Genomic DNA, 21,114 nt, shown 5'->3' on the forward strand with positions numbered 1-21,114 from the left:
AATCGCTGGGGCCGTTTCTAAGCCCATCTAGCTAATCGGGAGAATTTAAAGGCTATTCCGGGTCAACCAGCCAGATCCGGTCCTGTTCAGCTCCCTGCTCCGTCCATTCAACCAACACCCGCTGCGTATCGAGCGTGTGAACGCGCTGACCCACGTAATCAGGCTTAATTGGAAGATCTCGGTTGTAGAGCCGATCAATTAATACAAGCAACTCTACCTTACGCGGGCGCCCGAAGGCCGTCATGGCATCCAGTGCCGCCCGCACCATACGACCGGTCGCCATCACATCGTCGATCAAAATGACTCGCTTGTTCTCAAGCAGGAACGGGACGTTCGTTGTGTTCGCGCGCAGGGGTGAATCACGGCGGCGGAAGTCATCGCGGTAAAAGGTCGCGTCAAGATATCCCAGTGGTACGGTCACGCCAGGGTTCGTGCCTGCCAGTGTCCGATTAAGCTCACGCACGACCCGTTCGGCAAAATAAATGCCGCGCGGCTGCAGGCCCAGCACTACCGAGTTGGCAAAATCGTTGTGGTTTTCAATCAACTCCTGACTCAGGCGACTGATGACGATCTCCAGCAACGGGCTGGACAACACGAGACGTTTTTGATTCATGCCTTAAAAGTAGGTTTCCGGCGGTAGTTTCTGGCTTTCAGCTACCAATTTTATGACCTTTGCACCCACAAAATTCTTATTACAAACGCATTCATTTTTAGCAAATCAATGAAATTTTTGATTGTAGGCCTCGGCAATATCGGCCCCGAATATGCCCTGACACGGCACAATGCGGGTTTTATGGTACTCGATAGGTTGGCTGCACAACACGGGTTCTCTTTTACCATGAACCGGCTTGCGTATACAGCTAGCTGGTCGCACAAAGGCCGGCAGTTCGTCTTCATCAAGCCCACAACCTTTATGAACCTGAGCGGGAAGGCCGTATCATACTACATGAAGCAGGAACATATCCCGATCGAGAATATCCTGATACTGACCGATGATAAGGACATTGCCTTTGGCAAACTGCGAATGAAACCCAAAGGCTCTCCCGGCGGACACAACGGCCTCAAGAGCATAGACGAGTTGCTGGGCACCCAGGAGTATGCCCGATTACGGATCGGCATTGGCAATGATTTCTCGCGGGGCCGGCAAATTGATTTCGTGCTGGGCCAGTTTCCAGAAGATGAATTGATTCAATTGCCCGATTTTCTGGATCGGGCTGGCGAGGCTGTAGTTAGTTTTTGCACTATGGGCATACAGAACACCATGAATAATTACAACCAATGATATAACTATTTAAAGAATTTTTGAATTATACCAAGAGTCATCAAGTGTAGGTAGTAACAAATCAGAGGAGAATATTATTCTTAATAATCTGAATATTCGATAGATAATTTGGGTAAAACGGCTAATATTTTGCTTTTTCACGAAACATTATTTTGTTAGGCCACTAATAACCAGCCAAAGTTTGTAAACTTCCTGGAATGCACTCGTGTTCTATCACTGAACATAAAATAGAATAAAACAATGAAAACGCGTGTTATCTTTGCATCGTTGATTCTTGGATTAAGTATCACGGCAACATCCAACGCGGCCATTGGCGTAGCTACCACCACAATCGATGATAGCCCGGCTGCCAATAAGCCAGCGGGAACAATGTTAGTTAATGGGTCAGAAAAACTGTTCGGCGTTTACGCAGATCAAAAAATGAACCGCCTGACTCGTCAGCCCGAGTGGCAGACCATGATGGATGTAGTGACCAGGTACAACGAGAATCCCGTTTCGGTGTTGACCCTTTCAGCAGCCGAACGTGCCAAATTCAAGCAGGCTTCGTCAGCAGTGACAAAGCAACTGGCTAAGCAAAAAGACGACGTTGCCAGCCTGTGGTTAAACCAGGTGAACAATACCGTTAAAACGATATCTTACTTCTGGGTAGTGAGCCAGGAAGTACCACAATTGCCTGATAATGAGTAGTTATAAAATCTACCATTTTAGTTGGGTTCTTGGAACAAGAACGAGTTTAAGTTAGTTTTTCAAGTAGAAAAGGTTAAGGGTTTAGGAATAGTCAGTAAAGGGCCGGGTCGATGATCCGGCCCTTTCTTTTTTGTCAATGTGACCGTTGGCTGGCGTTTTCCTTCAAGCGGTTTCGGTTTTCACCAGGAGCAGCTCGTTTGCAGAACAAGCCAGTCTATCTTTGTTTTTTACAACGATCTGTCATGAAGCAAAAGTCACTCGAAGAGTTGTATGTCAAAATGGCACCGGTGGCTGCTGAAGCATCAGGTACGTTGTCATCTATGGGAATGCAGCGGGAGGTCGGGCATTTCAATGTGTTCAATGTGGAAGATCTGATGCGTAGCAACCGCGACAAGCCGCCAATGACCTTTGACCGGCGGGCCTTCTACAAAATCAGCCTGATTCGTGGACGAAGTCAGGTCGAGTACGCTGATCAGGTCATTGATGTTGATCAATGTGCCATTTGGTTTGCTACGTCGCGGGTGCCCTACCGCTGGTTGCCGGGCGATTCAGCGCAGGTTGGCTATTTCTGCATTTTTACCGACGAGTTTCTGCTACCGGCGAAAGGCGGGATGAATCTGGACGAGCTATCCATTTTCCAGCCGGGTAGTTGCCCGATCTGGTCGGTAACAAACGACGAATATGTAGCCATAGAGGCTATATTTCTGAAGATGACGCAGGAAATAACATCTACTTTTTCGTATAAGTACGACCTGCTTCGGGCCTATCTGCTCGAACTGATCTACCTGGGGCAAAAGCTTCAGCCTGCTACGGCGCTCACGCCCACTCACTCTGCGTCGGCACGGTTAGCTACCCTGTTTGCTGCACTATTGGAACGGCAATTCCCCCTCGAAAGTCCACAGCAACAACTACGTCTGCGTACAGCCAACGATTATGCGAACCAGCTGGCCGTACATGTTAACCATCTGAACCGGGTATTGAAAGAAACAACCGGCCAGACAACCACTAAATTGATTAGCAACCGGGTTCTACAGGAAGCCAAAATCATGTTAAAGCAAACGAACTGGACCGTCTCGGAAATTGCCGAAAGCCTGGGTTTTGCGGATGTGGCCCATTTCTGCAATTTTTTCAAACGCCAGACGGGGCTTGTTCCGGGCGCACTGCGGGCCTAAAACCATTGTTTGAATTATTCAGTAAATAGTTTGACCTGCGCAGCCCCATCGCCAGCTATCCGGTAGACCTTTGTTGCCCAATCAGCAATCAAACTCAACCAGCTTCTTATGCGTGTTTTCGTAACTGGCGCAACGGGCTTCATTGGCTCGGCCCTTGTTCAGGAATTAATTGGCTCAGGCCACCAGGTGCTCGGTCTTGCCCGCTCAGATGCCGCCGCTCAGGCACTTGCCGCTGCTGGTGCCGACGCCCATATGGGTTCCCTCGACGACCTCGATAGCCTGAAGCGTGGCGCCGCCGCTGCGGATGGTGTTGTTCACCTGGCTTTCATTCACGATTTTGCCGCCTACGCCGCCGCCGGTGAGGCAGACCGGCGCGCCATTGAAACGCTTGGCAACGCACTTATCGGGTCAGCCCGTCCACTCATCGTGACGGCCGGTCTGGCCGGTTTTTCATTAGGTCGCCCCACTACCGAGCTCGATGTACCGGCCGCCTCGCCCCGCCTGTCTGAAAAGACAGCCATGAAATTGGCAGCGCAGGGCGTACACGCCTCAGTAGTTCGCCTGGCCCCCTCTGTGCATGACGACGGCGATTACGGATTGTGCCTACCCTCATTACTATCGCCCGTCAGAAGGGCGTGGCGGCCTATGTAGGCGACGGATTGAACCGCTGGCCTGCCGTGCACCGGCTCGATGCGGCCCGTCTTTTCCGGCTGGCGCTGGAAAAAGGAGCGATAGGAGTCAGCTATCACGGTGTTGCCGACGAAGGCGTTCCCATGCGCGACATTGCCGCTGTAGTTGGCCGCCATTTGAACGTACCTGTGGCTTCCGTAACGCCCGAGGAGGCCGCCACTCATTTCGGTTGGATGTCGCGTTTTGTTGGCATGGACGTTCCGGCTACCAGTACCATCACGCAGCAACAGCTAGGCTGGCATCCCGGCCACTCATCACTGTTGGCTGACCTGGAAAACGGGCGCTATTTTACCAAATAGGCGCGTCGAATTTCCCCCTGTACGCCTATGGTTGCTCCCCTTATCAGTAAAGCAATCGTAGGCGCACAGGGCACTAACGTACCTAGTCGGCCACGGCAATGGCTACCATGTTAACGATCTCGCGAACGGAGCTACCCAGCTGCAAAACGTGAACTGGCTTGCGCAGTCCCATCAGCACCGGGCCAATCTTCTCGATCCGGCCAATTTCTTTTAGCAGGTTATACGCGATGTTCGATGCTGCCAGGCTCGGGAAAATAAGCACGTTCGCGGGTTGATCAGCCAGGGGCGAGAAACTGTACGATTCGCGCATCAACTCCTGATTGAACGGTAGGTGGGCCTGCATCTCGCCATCAACAATCCAGTCGGGGTGGCGGGCCTGTAGCATGGCCGTTGCTTCCTGCATTTTCACGGCATCGTCGCCGGTAGCGCTGCCAAACGTCGAGTACGAGAGCAGGGCAATACGCGGTTCAATACCCAGTCGACGAACAGCATGGGCCGTGGTTTCGGCAATCTCAACAATTTCGGCCGTCGTGGGATTCATGTTCACCGTAGTATCCGACAGGAAAATTGGCCCAAAGCGTGAGAGTAGCACGTACATGCCGGATACCTTACGAATGCCCGATTGACGACCAATGACCTGCAAGGCAGGGCGCAACGTTTGCGGGTAGTTACGGGTAAGCCCCGAAATGAGTACGTCGGCTTCGCCTGTTTCCAGCAGCACGGCTCCGAAATAGTTGCGGTCGCGCATCAGGTTTTGGGCTTCTGGCAGGGTCATTCCTTTCCGTTTCCGCTTCTCGTGCAGTAGCTGAGCGAACGTTTCCCGCATACGATCCTGTCGGCTTGCCCGATGATCGATAATTCGGGTATCGCCCAATTCCATATTGTGCTCACGAAGCATCGCGTGAATGACGTCGGGATTCCCCAATAGAATGGGAACAGCCATTTTCTGCTCACGTACCTCTGCTACAGCCCGCAATACAGACAGGTTCTCGCCATCGGTAAACACAACCCGCTTTGGCGCCTGTTGCGCCAACCGAACCAGGTTCCGAATAAATGAGTTATCCTGCCCCTGCCGACGTGCCAGTTGCAGGTCGTATTCAGCCCAGTCACGAATATTGAGCCGGGCGACCCCCGAATCCATGGCAGCCCTGGCCACAGCAGGAGCTACCATTGTCAGTAGCCGGGGGTCAGTGGGCTTAGGCAGAATATAGGTACGTCCGAACACTAATCCGTCGGTACCGTAGCTACGACTGACCGCCTCTGGAACAGGCCGCTTAGCCAGTTGCGCCAACGCCCGAACGGCAGCCAGTTTCATGGTCTCGTTTATTTCTGTAGCCCGCACGTCGAGCGCCCCCCGGAAAATGTATGGGAAACCGAGCACGTTATTTACCTGATTTGGAAAGTCTGACCGGCCCGTTGCCATAATAATATCAGGGCGAACGGCGGTGGCCTCCGGGTACGTTATCTCCGGGTTCGGGTTCGCCATGGCAAACACGATAGGATCCGCTGCCATGCTCTTGATCATTGCCTGCGTAACAACGCCGCCTACCGACAGACCCAAAAAAACGTCGGCTCCCACCATTGCGTCGGCTAGAACGTACCCAGCCGGGTGCCGGTCTGTTGTGTACTTATACTGATTACCAACCAGATTGGTGCGATCTTTGGTCAGCAGTCCATCTTTGTCGAAGACTGTAATCCGGTCGGGCGATACGCCCAGGTCGACGTACAGATCGAGGCAGGCGATGGCCGCCGCCCCTGCCCCATTCACAACCAGCTTGATTTCACCGATCTTTTTTCCGGCCAGTTCAAGCGCGTTCAGCAACGCTGCCCCAGACGTAATAGCCGTTCCATGCTGGTCATCGTGCATGACGGGGATATTCAGCTCCTGCCGCAGCCGCCGCTCGATCTCGAAACATTCAGGCGCTTTGATATCCTCCAGGTTGACGCCACCGAAGGTTGGTTCCAGAATCTTTACGGTCCTGATAAATTCGTCAACGTCGGTTGTTTCCAGTTCAATATCGAAAGCGTCGATATCGGCGTATATCTTGAACAGCAGGCTCTTACCTTCCATCACGGGCTTAGATGCCACTGCTCCGATATTCCCCAAGCCCAGTACTGCCGTGCCATTGGAGATCACGGCCACCAGGTTGCCTTTGGCCGTGTAATCATAGGCTCGGTCGGGATTATCGGCGATGGCCAGACAGGGTTCAGCCACCCCCGGTGAGTAAGCCAGCGACAGGTCGCGCTGGTTTTCGGTTTCCTTGGTCGGTGTAATTTCAATTTTACCGGGACGGCCCTTGGCATGGTAATGCAGGGCATCTTCGCGGAGTTTTTGCGATGACGTGCTCATGTATTGGTTTAGCCGCAAAAACCAAGGAACGCGCCATCGGCGCGACTGTCAGCTACTACTTCCGGGACCTTTGCGTTTTTGCGGTTATATATGTTGCCCCAAAAGTACACCGATCCCACCTCAAACCTTTATTTTTTCCTCCTGTTCCAGATTTCCGAAAGCGTGCTGCATTTGGTGGCGGTCAAAGGATTTTTCGTGATTGGCCAGCCAGATCGTAGCTACGCCGTTCCCGATAAAATTGGTAATACTCCGCGCTTCCGACATGAATCGGTCGACGCCCAACAGCAGCGCCAGCCCCTCTACCGGAATAACGTTGATCGCCGTCAGGGTGCTGGCCAACACCACAAAACCGCTACCCGTAACGCCGGCAGCACCTTTCGACGTAACCATCAGAATGCCGATAATCGTTAGCAACTGACTGCCGTTCAAATGCACGTTGAAGACCTGCGCCAGGAAGATGGTGGCCATTGACAGATAGATCGTGGTTCCATCCAGGTTGAATGAATAGCCAGCCGGCACGACCAATCCAACCACCGATTTAGCACAGCCCATCCGCTCCAGCTTCTCCATCAATGAGGGCAACCCTGCCTCTGACGAGGACGTACCCAGCACAATCAGCAGTTCTTCACGGATGTAGCGCAGGAACTGGAGCATAGGCACGCGACAGGTGTATAGGATAGCCCCCAGCACGCCAAAAATAAAAAGGGCCATTGTTGTATACACCGTCACCATAAGCTTTGCCAGCGGCAGTAACGTACCCAGCCCATACTTTCCGATGGTGTACGCCATACCACCAAAGGCGCCAATTGGGGCCAGCAACATCACTTTATGCAAACCCGAGAAAATGATTTTCGACAACCGGTTCATGCCGGCTACGATCCGTTCCCGGCCCTCGTACCGGCTCAGCACCATACCCGTAATGATGGCCGCCAGCAACACCTGAAGCGTCACATTGTCGAGAAAGAATTTCCACCAGCTAAAGGCTTCGGCACTCTTTGTATATTTCGAAATATCGCCGCCACTCAACGCCAACGTCACAACCCCGTCGCCCGGCCGGATAACATTGGCCACAACCACTCCGATCAGCAAAGCCACGGTAGTGACCACCTCGAAATAGAGCAAGGCTTTCGCCCCCACCTTACCCACTTTTTTCAGGTCACCCATGCTGACGATCCCCAGCGTGATGGTCAGGAAAATGATAGGACTGATAAACAGCTTTACGGCACTGATGAAGAGGCCGCTCAGAAACTCACTGAACGTGGCGCCAATGGTCAGCTCCTGCCCCATGAAACGACCTTTCAATGGCGCGTCAAGCACTGGCAAAAGCGCAATATCGGGGCGAAAATGGCCAACCAAAATGCCTAGCGTAATGGAGGTGAGTACCCAAAAGGTGAGGTTCGTAACCAGTTTTTTCATTCGTAGAATGGCTAGTGCGCCGACCGGGATCTGGGGCCGAATAACCTACGCGAGGCAGGCGTAGCCACCGCAACGGCGCTCAAGCTGGAAATTACTATTTTCCTTCCCCAATCCAACCAACTTTCGACCGGCAATGCAACGTACCTGCCCGATTGTTGGCACTAATCGATGGATTTAGGAATCCGGTACATCTTCAGCCACTGATTCATTACGCCTGCATCAGCCAGTGCTCTCAGGTCGACTTTCAGGGTTTTGATGTGTTGCTTCATCTGCCGGACATCGTGGTTAATGGCATAGTCGATGCCTATTGGCGAGATGGAACCAGGCGTTTTACCGCCGACGAGCGAACGTAACTCCTGCTGTACAGCCTCTATTCGTTGATCGAGCTCATCGACCTGCTGTTGCAGGATGCCGTTGTAATAGGTCAACTGCGTATCGGCCAGCTTTTCGAGATGCGCCTGATCAATGCGCTCAAAATCAAGTTGAAGCCGGAACAGGCCAAGCAGGTCACTTTTTTCGTAGGCCTCCGTTACTCGCTGCATGATGGCCGTTTTACGGATTTTCTCCGTTTCATCCAGTTCCAGGTCAGGATGAAACGCTTTCACCAGGTCCATGTACATGGCCCGAACGGCTTTTGTCATTTTCTGGACCTCTGCCTCTTTTTTAGCTGCACGTGCCTGCTGCCTGGCACTTTTAGGCCTGCCGGCCCACTGCGTTGCCTCGTCCCGCTTCTGCTGTTCGGTGGCTTCTCGCTGGGCCTGCAATTGAGTGGCTATATAAGCGTTCAGTTTCTCGGGCGTGCTAATGTCGGCATCCAGCTCAAATTGAATTCCGTATTTCAGCTCAGCCATTCGCTTCACCATCAGCGCATCGTAAGCTTTCAGTTCGGCCAGCACCTCATCGAAACTGTTGTCACTATACCGGTCATAAATGGGCTTCAGCTCGTCAAACCCCTGCTGGATAAGGTCATACGCCATGTCGGTGATCAGGTAAACGAGCTTTTTACGCTCCGGGCTAGCGTAGCTCCCCATCGTGCAGGCCCGATCAAACAGATACACCATTTTTGCCCTGAGCTTATCTAATTCGGCCTGTAAGGGAAGCAGATCGGTCTGAATTCGTCGCCTCGTTTTCTCAGCTGTTTGTTGAAGCAAGGCCCACTCGCCCGCCTGCTCGCCAATACGGCTGGTGAGCCGATTGAACGTTTTCTGATTTTTAGACAAGGGAACTGCTGTCGTCGTTGCAATTCGGACGACCTGCTGGTGGGGCTGTTGGCTCATTGCGGTAAAAGTACAGCTGCTATGTTTATCGGTGCCGCTCTACCCCCACCTGTTCGCAATAGGCCAACAAGGGGCAGGTCGAACAGTGCGGCAGCGTACCGGTGCAGATATGCTTGCCAAAAGGCATCAGCAGTCGATTAATGTTGATCCACTGCTCAACGGGTACCTGTTTTTCCAGCGCAGCCAATGTTTTTTCCGGCGTCTTCGTGTGCACAAAACCCCACCTGTTCGTGACGCGGTGTACATGGATATCCACGCTGATGGCCGCCTGCCCGGTTGCTACGCCCAGCGCCAGATTGGCACATTTCGGGCCAACGCCCTTGAGCGACGTGAGCACGTCGAAATCGGCAGGCAACGTACCTGAAAACTCAGTCATGATGCGCTGTGCTATGCCAAGCATAGTGTATGCTTTCTGATCGGGATAGCTCGTACCATACAACAATGGAATCAGTTCATCGGGCGAGAGCGCGGCCATTTCGGCGGGCGTGCGGGCTACGTCGAATAGCCGCAGCGACACGGGGATCGTCGTTTCGTCGAGGGTGCGAATCGAAATAATACAGGAGATCAGCTGCTCGAACAAACTGTTATAGCCGCGCTCGAACAGTTCAAACATGGCGGCTTTCGGGTACTTCGCTATGGCCGGTTCGATAGCGGCTAAAACAGTATCGAGAGGGAACATAAAATGTGTTTGCCGTTTTCGGTTTACTGTCTTCCGCTGCTTATTCACCTAAATGGCATCTCCGCCACAGCAGACAGTAAACAGAAAACTGTAAACTCAAACTTTGGTTATCACCATCTCAACCCGGCGGTTTTCGGGGTGCGGTTTACCGGGCGTGCTGTTGATCGGGCGCGAATGGCCATAACCAGTCGCCTCGACCCGCGCAGCAGCGATCCCCTTGCTGGTCAGGTATTGCTTAACCGATTGTACCCGGTTGCGCGATAGTGCAAGGTTTTTGTCGAAATCGCCAATGATATCGGTATGTCCTTCGAGTCTGATGGTCATCGTCGGGTTCTGACGCATGAGGGCCACTAACCTGTCGAGTTCAGGAAACGATTCTGCCTGTAACTCGTATTTCGACTGCTCAAAATAGATATTCGTCAGCGTGATTTTGGCACCAGCCACAATAGGGGCCAGCTCAAAATTCACTGTTTTCTCGGTTAAATTGATGCTGATGGTATCGCGTTGCCCGAAATAACCCCGCGCCGATACGGCTACATCCCAGACCGTGAGGGCATCGCCCGGAATCTGATACGCACCCTCCTGCGGCGTTGACCGGATTGAGTCCGGGGCGGCATGGCTATATGTTTCAGCGCCCGACAGTAGCCGGTACGTGATCGTAGCCACCATGGGTTTCCCGGTTTTAGCGTCACGCACCACACCCTTGATGGCCAGCGTCGGTGTGGTTTGGGCGGGTGGTTGCACTGGCTCTGGAGCTGGCTTAGCCGGCGTAGGGCGGGGCACCTGCCGGGGCGACGCCGGCTTTTGTGGCGACTGAGGGGGGGTACGCTGCTGGCGTTTCAACGGATTCGTGACGTGCACGCCCCAAAAGTTGAAGCACGTAATGCCGGGCCGGTTCCGATCCGAACACTCAAACAGGTCAAATGTCTGAATACCCGGATCGAGCCGTTCAAAATAGGCCACAAAGTCAACTTCCTCGCCGGGCTTGACCTTACGACGCATTTCATCGATGGGAATATTATCTGCCCGGATAAACTTAAACGACCGGGACCCATCATTGGCATATAGCCGGGCAGAAGAGACAAATTCGATCGTACTGCCCTCCCGAGACCGCTCCCGAAAGCGCAGGTAAATAATCGTATACTGTGCCGTGAGGTCAATGCGGTTGATCACAACGCTCTGGCCATTGGCATCGTCGACCCGTGGGCGGGGCGTTGAATACTCAACAGCCTGTGCCTGTGCACAGAAAGAAGCGAAAACGCCTAGAATGACAAGAATACGCGTCAACATATGTGGGTTAAGCCTACGTGAATACCGTAGTCAAAACGTTAGAGTTGGTGCTGTAGTTTAGGTTTAATGTATGAGGAGCGCCAGTTTCGTATAAACGGCAAATCGGCCATCAAGCGGTAGCGTTATGGTCAATTCCGGCAACAGTTGCCATAAAAAAAGGCGAACCGCTGATGCAGTTCGCCTTTTGTCTATCCTGAAAGCCGACTTAATAACCCGGATTCTGGACTAATTTTTTATTCGTGTCAATTTCACGCTGTGGAATCGGTAACACCAGGTTATTGGCCGAAAACGGCGTAGTGCCGATACTAGCACCGGTGCGCTTGACATCGGCAATTTGCTGTCCCTCAAACGCCAGTTCAAGGCGGCGCTCCAGCAGAACAGTAGCCAGGTCTACCGTTGCCAGCACCGGCGCACTGGCGCGGGCCCGAATGGTATTCACGTCGGCTAGTGGAGACGCGCCCACACTACTATTCAGACGCAGGTTCGTTTCGGCCCGAACCAGGTACATTTCGGCCAGACGCACTATAGGTACGTCGCCAAACCGGTCGTTGAACTTATTCGTAAACACGTTGTTGCTCACCGTTGTAAAAAACTGACCGCGAACATCTGCTGCTGAGTACAATTGGCGGAACTTGGTCTGCACCCGAATGTCGCCCCGGCCAGATACGCGGGTTGAGCCATAGTAAGTATTCAGTCCGTTGCTGCCGTCCTGATCCGTCACAACAATTTTGAAAATCGTTTCGGGCGAAGCATCGGTGAATGCAGCAGCAAATGTGGTAGCCAGCGAGAACGTACCTGACGTGATGACCCGGTTGGCAGCATCGCGCGCCGAAGAGAAGTTCTGTTGTTGCAGATACACCCGCGCCAACATGGCCTGCGCCGCTCCTTTGGTAGCAAAACCAGTACCGTTGGCCTGGGTAGCAGGCAGCAGTTGCTCCGCCTTGGTCAGGTCGTCGAGCACCTGCGTGTATACCTCAGCCACGGTGTTTCGTGTCCGGTAGTCGGCATCGGTAACACTATTGGTCGGCGTCAGCACCAGCGGAACACCCGGATTAGTGGCTGGTGACCCGTCGTTGTAGCTTTTCCCGTACAGCTTGACCAACTCGAAATACATCGCTCCACGAATGAAACGGGCCTGTCCTTCGATCGAATTCTTGTTGGTCGTCCCTACCTTGTCGATATTGGCCAATACGTTGTTCGCCCGGTTAATGGCATTGTACCCATCCAGCCAGGTGTCTCGCACGTCGGTGTTACTCGTGGTGATCGTCTTGCGCCAGAACTCGTCGAGGGTGGTAAAGGTGCCTCCAAATACAACGTCTCTGTTGTCGCCCAGCAATTCGCCCGTATACTGGATACCACCTCCATACAGGTTCCCGTCGCTGATTCCGTCATAGGCACCAGTCAGGGTAATAGTCACGTCCTGCTCGGTAGCCAATGCCTGTGTGGCATCGATACTCTGCGTCGGTTGCACATTCAGGCGGTCGCTGCAGGCGGTCATCACCAGGATGCTTAAACCAACGACCAGGCCATTTTTGCTATATATATTCATCGTGTGAAGTTCAGTTTGTCTGATTGCTTAAAAACCAATGTTGATTCCACCTGTGATGGTGCGTGCCTGTGGTGCCGTGTAGAAATCGTAGCCCTGAGCAATGTTGCTCACGATATCATCGGCGTTGACTTCCGGATCCCAGCCGGCGTACTTGGTGAATGTCAGCAGGTTCTGGCCCGTGACAAACAGCCGTACCGAGTTCAGCTTAACCTTGCTGATAACGGCTTTAGGCAGGTTGTAGGCCAGCGTAACGGTGCGAAGCCGCACAAACGAGCCGTCCAGAATGAAGCGGCTCGATGGCTGTGCACCATTGTTAAAGAACAGCCGGGCCTCAGGTACGTTCGTGATGGTGTTCTGCGGTGTCCAGGCCGCCAGCTGATCAACGGTCTGGTTATCCTCGAAACGGCCATTCGCCGACGAGAACCGGCCAATACCGTAGAAGTTGATGCTGTTGCCGATGACCGCATTGAAGAATACGCTCAGGCTCAATCCTTTGTAGCTGAACGTATTGGTTACCCCACCGGTGAATTTAGGTTGAGGGTTACCCACTACCACCCGTTGCGCCGAGTTGTAGGTGCTGGTTGTTGTGCGGTCTATAGTGCCATCGGCCAGCGTCGTGTTTTTGTACCAGATAGCGTTGCCATTAGCGGGGTCTACACCGGCGTATTCGGGTGTGAAGAAAACACCCAGCGGCTGGCCTTCAACGGCCCGGCTCATTGAGCTTAACCCGCCCTCAATAACCTGACCCTGCAGGTTTGTGATCTTGTTGCGGTTAAACGCCCCATTCAGGCTGGTAGTCCAGCGGAACGCACCCGTCGTGTTTTCCGTGTTCAGCACAAACTCAAAACCCTGGTTTTGCAGGCTACCCACGTTGCGGAACTGTGTGGCAAAGCCGGTAGTCCCAGGTACGTTCACGTTCAGCAGCAGTCCGGTTGTCTGTTTATTGTAGTAGTCGATTTCGCCATTGATCCGGTTGTTCAGGAACCCAAAGTCGATACCGAAGTCGGCCTGGTCGGTTGTTTCCCATTTCAGGTCAGGGTTCGCCAACTGCGAAGGGCGCTGACCCGGCAGGCCAGCATAGCCAGCGTCGCCGGTGAACAGGCCAAGCTGCGGGAAGTTCTGAATTTCGGCGTTACCCGTGCGGCCGTAGCTGGCCCGGAGTTTCAGGAAGCTAACGACGGCCGTGTTTTTCAGGAAATTTTCTTCCGATATGACCCAGCCTGCCGATGCCGCCGGGAAGAAACCGTACCGGCTATCCTTACCGAATCGTGACGAACCGTCGATCCGGGCGCTCAATCCCAGCAGGTAACGGTCGGCAAACTTGTAGTTGGCCCGGGCAAAGTACGACAGGAACCGGTAATCGGTGGCCGATGAGCTGGCGTTTGTTTTGCGGGCGGCACTGGCAATCTGCTTGTACGCATCCGATGGAAAATCCTGCCCCTCAGCCAGGTTCGCCCGTGTTTGCGACTGCTGGTACGACATCCCCACAATGCCATCGATCGCGTTTCGGCCAACTACGGTGTTGTAGGTGAAGAAGTTGTTGGTCGTATAGTTCTCAACCCGCACATACCGGTTCGAGGCCTCCCCCAACGGTGAGCCGGAGTTACGCTGTGTTTTGCTGTTGTAGTACAGTTCTTCCTGCTGATTCAGGACATCCAGGCCAAATTCTGACCGGAACGTAAGCCCTTTTATAATACCCAGCTGACCATACACATTGCTGATGTTGCGGTACACGGTCGTATTGAACATCGAGTTACCAATATTCACGATCGGGTTGTAATAGTACGGAATACTGATATCGCCGGGGGGTGTACCAGCCGGCAATCCCGTGGCCGGATCAATTGAAGGCGTCATGGGTGGTAAGGCCACCATTTGCATCGGGTTATCGAACTGCCGGTCGCCCGATAAACGTTCGTTGAAGGTGCGCGTGATACCTGTGTTGAAGCCCACCCGGAACCGATCCGAAATTTTGTGATCGAGGTTGATCCGCCCGGAGTACCGTTTTATTGCGTTGCCGATCAGAATGCCTTTTTGGTCGAGCAGCTGCCCTGATAAGTAGAAGGTTGTCTTCTCATTACCGCCGTTGATATTCATGTCGTACTGCTGATAAGGGGCATCCTGGTAGCTCAGGTCACCCCAGTTGGTGCTGACCTGCTTGTCCTTAGTGAACGTACCCAGCCCCTGCGTCACGAAAAAATCTTCCATGTAGGTCGTGTAGGAATCAGGATCAGCGGCATCGTAGCCATCTATGCGGTCTGAGTTGGCTGCCGCTTTCCGGTAAAAATCAACGTATTGCTGCGTGTTCAGAAACTGAACCTTACGAGTTGGTTTGCTGGACCCCACCTGGGCCCCAAATGTGATGTTGGTCCGGCCCGATTTACCTTTCTTCGTTGTGATCAGCACTACCCCATTGGCGGCCCTGGACCCATAAATAGCGCCCGCCGACGCGTCTTTCAGAATTTCGATACTCTCAATATCCTGCGGGTTAATATCATTAAGCGGGTTCGTGGCGGCCGAATTGAACGAGAGGTTATCGGTCGTAACCGGCGTACCGTCAATCACATACAGCGGCTGGTTGGAGGCTGACACCGACGATTTCCCCCGGATGCTCACCTGAATACCCTGGCCCAGCTTGCCGCTTCCTGCATTCACCTGCACCCCGGCGGCTTTTCCCTGAATAGCCTGATCGAAGGTAGTAACAGGCTGATCCTGAATATCGGCCGGACGAATCTTGGCGATATTCCCGGTCAGATCACGCTTGATCTGCTGCCCATATCCGGTAACTACTACTTCGGAAAGTAGCCGTGATTCATTCAGCAGTACTACGTTGACAACCGACTGGTTGCCAACAACCACTTCCTGCGTGGTTGAGCCAATGAAACTGTAGACCAGCGTAGCATTCCCTCCCGGAATCGACAATGAATAGCTGCCCTGCGCATCAGACGATGTACCACGCGTTGTTCCCTTAACCAGTACAGATACACCTGGTATAGGCAAACCGTCTTCAGATGACGTGATTCGCCCCGTTATTGTTCTATCCTGTCCGAAACAGATGCTCCAGGTTGAACACACCAAAAGCAGGCTTGCGAGTAATAATTGTTTCATACTTTGTTTTTAGTAAGTTGAAATACACGGACTACTAAGCCACAAAATTAAAAACCAATTAATACGTAATTGCGTTACTAGCTGATTTCGGCAAATTTTTATACTTCCTTTCAAAAAAGTATCAAAATATAATTCTGTATTTTAATTTTAGTAAGAAATCAATTACCATTCCAGCGAGTTCGTATACTTGTGTTTTAGTATAAGTAGATTTCTGCCATAGCATTCAGGTCCAGACCACGTTGGGCCGGTGGGTTTGCCGGTCAGCGTATACAAAAAGCCCGGCCATATGGCCGGGCTTTTTGTATACGTAAGGTTATCCGTTAAAAATTGGGATTCTTAACAGCAACACCTGTTGATGTGTTTAGTACCGACTCGTCGGCAGGTACGTCCCAATAATCCAGGAAGTTGTAATTGATGGTCACATTTTTATTGATCACCGTGCCGGCCGATGTGATCATGACATTGCCGTAGCTTCCACCCCCGTTGGCAATATCGTAGATCCACCCCCAGCGTCTGTTGTCGTAAAAAGCCAGCCCTCTGCTAAACAGGGCCACTCGTCTTTCTTTTGTGAGTTCAGTCAGTGCTCCCGCCAGTGTGAGCTTTGTGCCTGCCGTAACCGGCACACCAGCGCCCTGATAAGCACGAACGGCATCAACAAAGCCCAGACCGGTTTCAATATTTCCCAGACGCATATTAGCCTCGGCCAACATCAGGGTATTTTCCTCGTAACTCCCGGCTATGTATACTTCGTGAGCACCAACGTCTTTTGAGCCATACACGTATACACCTGCCAGCCCATTACCATTCGGCACCATACTGTACCGGGTGGTAAATGAATAGTTGTTCTTATACATCGTTTTGGTGTTGAAGTTGTTGGCCAACCGCTGGTCACCTGGGTTAAACGACTGAATAAATCGCTCACTAATTTTAAATGTCGAGCTTGTGTTCACGTTGGAGGTTAACGCAGCAACGGTGCCTCCCGTTGGGGAGAACGGGGAGTTCGCTGCTGAACTACGCTCCGTAAATACGGCGTCTCCTTTCTTGATGCCATTGGTAACCAGCGTCAGCACCGTGTTCCAGTCAGCAGCGGTCATGGCCGTTGTCGATGACTTGGCGATTGTGGCAGCAGGGTTACCCTTTACAAACGGAGCCAGCTTGTTTACCAGAATGTTCCGGGCAAGCATGGTGTTGATATTCCGTTTCCACATATCGATGGTTGGCACGGTACCATTACCAACCTGGAAGAACGACGGGATCAGCTTAGACATGATCGTCTGATAATCAGCTGCACTAGTCACCTTGCCCAGTGTCGTAGCCGCCAGGTTATAGTAATCGTTCGATTTACTGATCATCACGTCGTGCAGCACGTACCCACCATCTGTTGTCCCGGTTTTGTCTGCGATAAGGCCAGCGTAATACATCGAACCGATTGACCCATACGCATACCCTTTCCACCAATATGCCCAGGCCCGCATGGTATTGGCCCGGCTGGCGGCGTCGCCCTCAAACTTAATCGCTCCGGTAAGGTCCAGGATCTGGTTGCAGACGTTGTTGAGGGCGTACATGTTCAGCCACTGATAATAAATTGGGTTATTGCCGGCCCCGGTAGCAGCCCGGCTATTGTAGGCACGAATGATGCCGATCTGCGGAGCAGGGTTGGTCTGTTTCGAGCCGTCGTCCAGAATAATATAATCGGGTACGCCGATTGTGGTGATCTGATTGTTCGAGGCATCGGCGCCAACGTTATCGGCCATTAGTTCGCTGTATCCCCAGGGCAATGAAAAGTAGCTGTTGCCTAACCAGCCATCGCCATTCAGAAAACCGTTTACATACACCCCGCCCTGGGCAAACCCGATAAGACCGGCTTCGTTGTTTACGTTGGCCGCCAGGGTTGGCGCATTCGGGTTACCGACGTCTAGTTGATCCTTGCAGGAAGAGACTGATCCCATCAGGACCACCGTTGCAAGCACTGAAGCAATAATTTTATTTGTATGAATGCGTTTCATAGTCAGGGAAGTTAATGGTCAGAACCCAATATTGAGGCCAACCTGATACGACTTGGTATTCGGCAGTGTGCTGTGATCTACCCCTCTGTCGAACGATGAGTTTGACGAGCCAGAACTGATCTCGGGATCGTAGCCCGTATACTTCGTGAAGGTTAAAATATTGCGTCCGGTAAAGACTAGCTGGCACTTATTCAGGTAAGGGAGCTTAACAAATTTGGCCACGTCGAAGGCCAGAGAGATATTCCGAAGGCGTACAAACGAAGCATCTTCCACGAAGAAATCTTTGGTCGCATTATTACCGGCGCCACGTGTGCTACCCCACAGGTTGTAGTAAGCACCTGACCAGTAGGCGGGGAAAGCGCCCGTTTTTCCATCAATAGTCACTTGTTTCGAGAAATCACCGCTGATGCCATCGCGATACATCCACTCTTTGGTCTGGTTGTATAAGTGGCTGCCATACACCCAGTCGAACTGGAAGTTCAACGTGAGGTAGTTTCTGAAGGTCACGCCGTTGATGAACGATGCATTGAAAATCGGGTTTGGGTTCATCAGTGGGTACGTCTCATTCGTAAACTGTGGCTGATACGTGAGTTTGCTCACCACACGACCATCCACGATCGTATAGTTGGCCCTGTCTGCTTCACGGATATACGGAACACCCGCCTGATTTACATAGTCGAGGCTTGTCAACGCTTTGTAACCGTATACCTGACCAATTGGCTGACCGGGTGTTAACACCAGGGCGGTGCTGCCGGCACTTGAGGTCAGGATAATGTCCGCCCCACCAGAAATAGCGTCAATTTTAGAAATCTGATGGCCAAAGTTTGTGGTGAAATCCCACCGCAGGCCAGGCGTTTTAAATACAGGAATCGACAACGAGAACTGCACACCGTTCGACGACATATCGATCGCGTTGGTCAGTTGGCCGGTGGAGCCAATCGAAGGGGGCACACTAACGGTATAGATTACGTTGGCACTCGAGCGTTTCCAGTAGGTAAATGAACCTGAAATTGCGTTGAACCACGCCCGGTTCGAGTTGCCTCCCACGGTGAAGTCAGTGCCGATTTCCAATTCTTTCGATACCTCTACCTGTAGGTTCGGGTTGTTGGTAGTGGTTGGAATCGTGTAGACGAGGCCCGAACCCAGGTTCCGCTGACTTAATACAGGGTACCGGTCAAACGCGCCCGGCTGAATACCTGCCTCGCCATAGGCTGCCCTTAGCTTGAAGTATGTCAGCGTATTAGCCAGCGCGCTATTTTTCACGAAAGATAGCGGCGCAACGTGGGCGTCGAAATGCGGGAAGGTGAAGGGCGTAGAACCGGCACCGAAGGCAGATGAATAGTCGGTTCTGAAGCCAGCTGTAAGGCCGCCATAGTCGCCATACTCAATCTTCTGGTTCACCAGATAACCGTACGTAATGAAGGGAGTCACGTTATCGTAAGCTACTGACTGCGTCGATGTGGCACCAATGTTATACGGAGGCGCAGTACCTAAGCCAATACCGTACGTATCATATTCTGTCGACTTATTCTTCCGATAATCGAACGAGATCTGCGTGCTGGTCTGAATAGGCAGCTTACTATTGAAATCGTTCTGGAAGTCGGTCCGAATGAAAGCCGTTCCCAGGAAGTTCTGGAAAGTATTGGTGTATTGATAGTTGTCAATTTCGCCCAGGTTATCCGGTGCGTAGGCACTTGCGTACGAATTATAGTAATTGGAGCTTATATTTTGAGACTGATTAAAGTAGGTCTGTCTCGAAGTTTCGGTACGGTAGTTAATACCATACTTCGCGTTCAGGTCAACAAACTTGTTGAGCTTGTAATCCGCTTCAAAATTCTGTACCACATCGATCTTGTTGTTTACCGCGTCGGTATAGGCCGCCTGGTAATAAGGATTACCGGCGTTGATACTCAAAAAGTCGGCCGTCGGATAAACGGGGTACGTGCCATCAGCCAGCTTACGGGTCAGATCAAAGAAAGGCGATGTGTTCAGAAACCCGTAGACCGAGCCAACGCTACCATTCCCCGTTCCGAACGCAGCCCCCAAACCTGGCTTCAGCGTATTCTTGGTGTAAATCAGTTGCGTGTTCGACCGAAGTGTAAATCCTTTGAACAGTTCCGTGCCCAGGTTGGCGGAGAAGTTACTCCGGTCAACAAAACCGTTATTATTCGTCAGGATAGGCGATGTAGTATGGTTGTTGGCAACCGCTATGTTGAAATCGCTTTTATCTGATGCGCCCGAAATGCTGATGTTGTTATTGGTAGTAACGCCCGTCTGAAACACTTGCTTGAAGTGATCATAATATTTCAGATTACCACTATACGGGGTGTTGGCGTCATTCCGAATATCCTGAATGGCATAGCGAGTGGCGCCGCCATACTTATAGGAAATACCCGTGATAGCCCCCACATCCGTATAATCGAGGATATTGCCTTTAGCATCAACGATGTTATTGTTGGCATCGGTCAGGTAGGGGTGCAACTCTGCCTTGTGCACATTACCTGTATTCAGGAATTGATTGGCCGAGTAGCTGGTCGAGAAATTGATGGCCGTGCGCCCTTTCTTCCCTTTTTTAGTGAACACCTGGATAACGCCATTAGCGCCTTGCGCGCCATAGATCGACGCTGAAGCAGCGCCCTGCACCACCTCGATGCGGTCAACGTTGTTCAGATCCAGCGAGTTAATATCAGTAGAAGCGACCTGTACACCGTCTACCATAATGAGTGGTTTTGTTCCGCCCTGAACGCTGTTGATGCCCCGAAGCAGAATGTTCACCGGGTCACCAGGATTACCACTGACCGACGAAATCTGGGCACCGGCTATTTTACCAATTAATGCCTGGTCAATAGAGGCCGTTGGTGTTTGTGGCAGATCTTTCCCCGACACGCTCTCTACGGCAATCCCCAGCTTGGCCTTGCTGGTTGCCACCCCACTACCCGTTACTACCACTTCGGTTAACTGCCGGGTATCGCTACCGAGCGCAATGTTCAGTGATGTCTGGTTACCAACGGCAACTTCTTTGGTTTCGGCACCTACAAAGCTGTAGACAAGTGTAGCCCCCTTACTTGGAATGGCAATCGAATAAGTACCATTGGCATCCGTTGATGTTCCCCGTGTAGTGCCTTTGATCACAACCGATACACCAGGTATGGCTGCGTTGTCGTCGGCCGAAGTAACCTTTCCGGTCACTGTCCTGTCCTGAGCTAGACCGATAGTCCAGGTAGAGCAAACCAGCAGTAAGCTCATAAGTAATAATTGCCTCATGTAAATAGATCGTTAGATTAAGTAATACCAACAGCCCTATACCTAGCC

The 21,114-nt window shown here is 52.2% G+C and carries 15 protein-coding genes; 5 read left to right on the top strand and 10 right to left on the bottom strand.

Going from position 1 to position 21,114, the window contains the following annotated elements; genetic code table 11:
* Positions 1-52: 52 nt before the first annotated feature.
* A complete protein-coding gene (gene pyrR, locus ACAW75_RS09360; RefSeq protein WP_370728430.1) occupies positions 53-613 on the bottom strand; it encodes a bifunctional pyr operon transcriptional regulator/uracil phosphoribosyltransferase PyrR in 561 nt (186 codons plus the stop codon).
* 108 nt (positions 614-721) lie between these two features.
* On the opposite strand from pyrR, the gene pth reads away from it, so the two are divergent.
* The 5 genes from pth (at position 722) to ACAW75_RS09385 (ending at position 4,130) form a co-directional block, all read left to right on the top strand.
* Positions 722-1,282, top strand: a complete 561-nt coding sequence (pth, locus tag ACAW75_RS09365; RefSeq protein WP_370728431.1) for an aminoacyl-tRNA hydrolase — start codon at positions 722-724, stop codon at positions 1,280-1,282.
* Between the two features lie 240 nt (positions 1,283-1,522).
* Positions 1,523-1,969 (top strand): hypothetical protein, encoded by a 447-nt coding sequence (locus ACAW75_RS09370; protein WP_370728432.1) that lies wholly within the window; start codon positions 1,523-1,525, stop codon positions 1,967-1,969.
* A gap of 242 nt (positions 1,970-2,211) precedes the next feature.
* Complete coding sequence (locus ACAW75_RS09375) at positions 2,212-3,141, top strand: helix-turn-helix domain-containing protein (protein ID WP_370728433.1); 930 nt, start codon at positions 2,212-2,214, stop codon at positions 3,139-3,141.
* Positions 3,142-3,249: 108 nt separating this feature from the next.
* Positions 3,250-3,792, top strand: coding sequence for an NAD-dependent epimerase/dehydratase family protein (locus ACAW75_RS09380; protein ID WP_370728434.1), 543 nt, complete (start codon positions 3,250-3,252; stop codon positions 3,790-3,792).
* Positions 3,741-4,130, top strand: coding sequence for a Rossmann-fold NAD(P)-binding domain-containing protein (locus tag ACAW75_RS09385; RefSeq protein ID WP_370728435.1), 390 nt, complete (start codon positions 3,741-3,743; stop codon positions 4,128-4,130). Before ACAW75_RS09380 ends, ACAW75_RS09385 begins: the two co-directional genes overlap by 52 nt.
* 82 nt (positions 4,131-4,212) lie before the next feature.
* On the opposite strand, the gene ACAW75_RS09390 is transcribed toward ACAW75_RS09385, so the two are convergent.
* The 9 genes from ACAW75_RS09390 to ACAW75_RS09430 form a co-directional block, all read right to left on the bottom strand.
* Entirely contained in the window at positions 4,213-6,480 is a 2,268-nt protein-coding gene (locus ACAW75_RS09390) for an NADP-dependent malic enzyme (RefSeq protein WP_370728436.1), read from the bottom strand.
* A 120-nt stretch (positions 6,481-6,600) separates the two neighbouring features.
* Positions 6,601-7,896, bottom strand: a complete 1,296-nt coding sequence (locus ACAW75_RS09395) for a cation:dicarboxylate symporter family transporter (RefSeq protein ID WP_370728437.1) — start codon at positions 7,894-7,896, stop codon at positions 6,601-6,603.
* A gap of 161 nt (positions 7,897-8,057) precedes the next feature.
* Positions 8,058-9,173, bottom strand: coding sequence for a hypothetical protein (locus tag ACAW75_RS09400; protein WP_370728438.1), 1,116 nt, complete (start codon positions 9,171-9,173; stop codon positions 8,058-8,060).
* Positions 9,174-9,198: 25 nt separating this feature from the next.
* Entirely contained in the window at positions 9,199-9,852 is a 654-nt protein-coding gene (locus ACAW75_RS09405; protein WP_370728439.1) for an endonuclease III domain-containing protein, read from the bottom strand.
* Between the two features lie 96 nt (positions 9,853-9,948).
* Positions 9,949-11,142: an OmpA family protein gene (locus ACAW75_RS09410; RefSeq protein ID WP_370728440.1), complete on the bottom strand. Its 1,194-nt coding sequence runs from the start codon at positions 11,140-11,142 to the stop codon at positions 9,949-9,951.
* A gap of 205 nt (positions 11,143-11,347) precedes the next feature.
* Positions 11,348-12,691, bottom strand: a complete 1,344-nt coding sequence (locus tag ACAW75_RS09415; protein ID WP_370728441.1) for a RagB/SusD family nutrient uptake outer membrane protein — start codon at positions 12,689-12,691, stop codon at positions 11,348-11,350.
* Between the two features lie 27 nt (positions 12,692-12,718).
* Positions 12,719-15,796, bottom strand: a complete 3,078-nt coding sequence (locus ACAW75_RS09420; RefSeq protein WP_370728442.1) for a SusC/RagA family TonB-linked outer membrane protein — start codon at positions 15,794-15,796, stop codon at positions 12,719-12,721.
* 320 nt (positions 15,797-16,116) lie between these two features.
* Positions 16,117-17,802, bottom strand: a complete 1,686-nt coding sequence (locus tag ACAW75_RS09425) for a RagB/SusD family nutrient uptake outer membrane protein (RefSeq protein WP_370728443.1) — start codon at positions 17,800-17,802, stop codon at positions 16,117-16,119.
* Positions 17,803-17,820: 18 nt separating this feature from the next.
* Positions 17,821-21,066: a SusC/RagA family TonB-linked outer membrane protein gene (locus ACAW75_RS09430; RefSeq protein WP_370728444.1), complete on the bottom strand. Its 3,246-nt coding sequence runs from the start codon at positions 21,064-21,066 to the stop codon at positions 17,821-17,823.
* Between the last annotated feature and the right edge of the window lie 48 nt (positions 21,067-21,114).

This window comes from Fibrella arboris (assembly GCF_041321095.1).
Classification (GTDB): domain Bacteria; phylum Bacteroidota; class Bacteroidia; order Cytophagales; family Spirosomataceae; genus Fibrella; species Fibrella arboris.

Coding starts and splice junctions, on each gene's coding strand:
- pyrR (WP_370728430.1), bottom strand. CDS start 613: ATGAATCAAAAACGTCTCGTGTTGTCCAGCCCGTTGCTGGAGATCGTC.
- pth (WP_370728431.1), top strand. CDS start 722: ATGAAATTTTTGATTGTAGGCCTCGGCAATATCGGCCCCGAATATGCC.
- ACAW75_RS09370 (WP_370728432.1), top strand. CDS start 1,523: ATGAAAACGCGTGTTATCTTTGCATCGTTGATTCTTGGATTAAGTATC.
- ACAW75_RS09375 (WP_370728433.1), top strand. CDS start 2,212: ATGAAGCAAAAGTCACTCGAAGAGTTGTATGTCAAAATGGCACCGGTG.
- ACAW75_RS09380 (WP_370728434.1), top strand. CDS start 3,250: ATGCGTGTTTTCGTAACTGGCGCAACGGGCTTCATTGGCTCGGCCCTT.
- ACAW75_RS09390 (WP_370728436.1), bottom strand. CDS start 6,480: ATGAGCACGTCATCGCAAAAACTCCGCGAAGATGCCCTGCATTACCAT.
- ACAW75_RS09395 (WP_370728437.1), bottom strand. CDS start 7,896: ATGAAAAAACTGGTTACGAACCTCACCTTTTGGGTACTCACCTCCATT.
- ACAW75_RS09400 (WP_370728438.1), bottom strand. CDS start 9,173: ATGAGCCAACAGCCCCACCAGCAGGTCGTCCGAATTGCAACGACGACA.
- ACAW75_RS09405 (WP_370728439.1), bottom strand. CDS start 9,852: ATGTTCCCTCTCGATACTGTTTTAGCCGCTATCGAACCGGCCATAGCG.
- ACAW75_RS09410 (WP_370728440.1), bottom strand. CDS start 11,142: ATGTTGACGCGTATTCTTGTCATTCTAGGCGTTTTCGCTTCTTTCTGT.
- ACAW75_RS09415 (WP_370728441.1), bottom strand. CDS start 12,691: ATGAATATATATAGCAAAAATGGCCTGGTCGTTGGTTTAAGCATCCTG.
- ACAW75_RS09420 (WP_370728442.1), bottom strand. CDS start 15,796: ATGAAACAATTATTACTCGCAAGCCTGCTTTTGGTGTGTTCAACCTGG.
- ACAW75_RS09425 (WP_370728443.1), bottom strand. CDS start 17,802: ATGAAACGCATTCATACAAATAAAATTATTGCTTCAGTGCTTGCAACG.
- ACAW75_RS09430 (WP_370728444.1), bottom strand. CDS start 21,066: ATGAGGCAATTATTACTTATGAGCTTACTGCTGGTTTGCTCTACCTGG.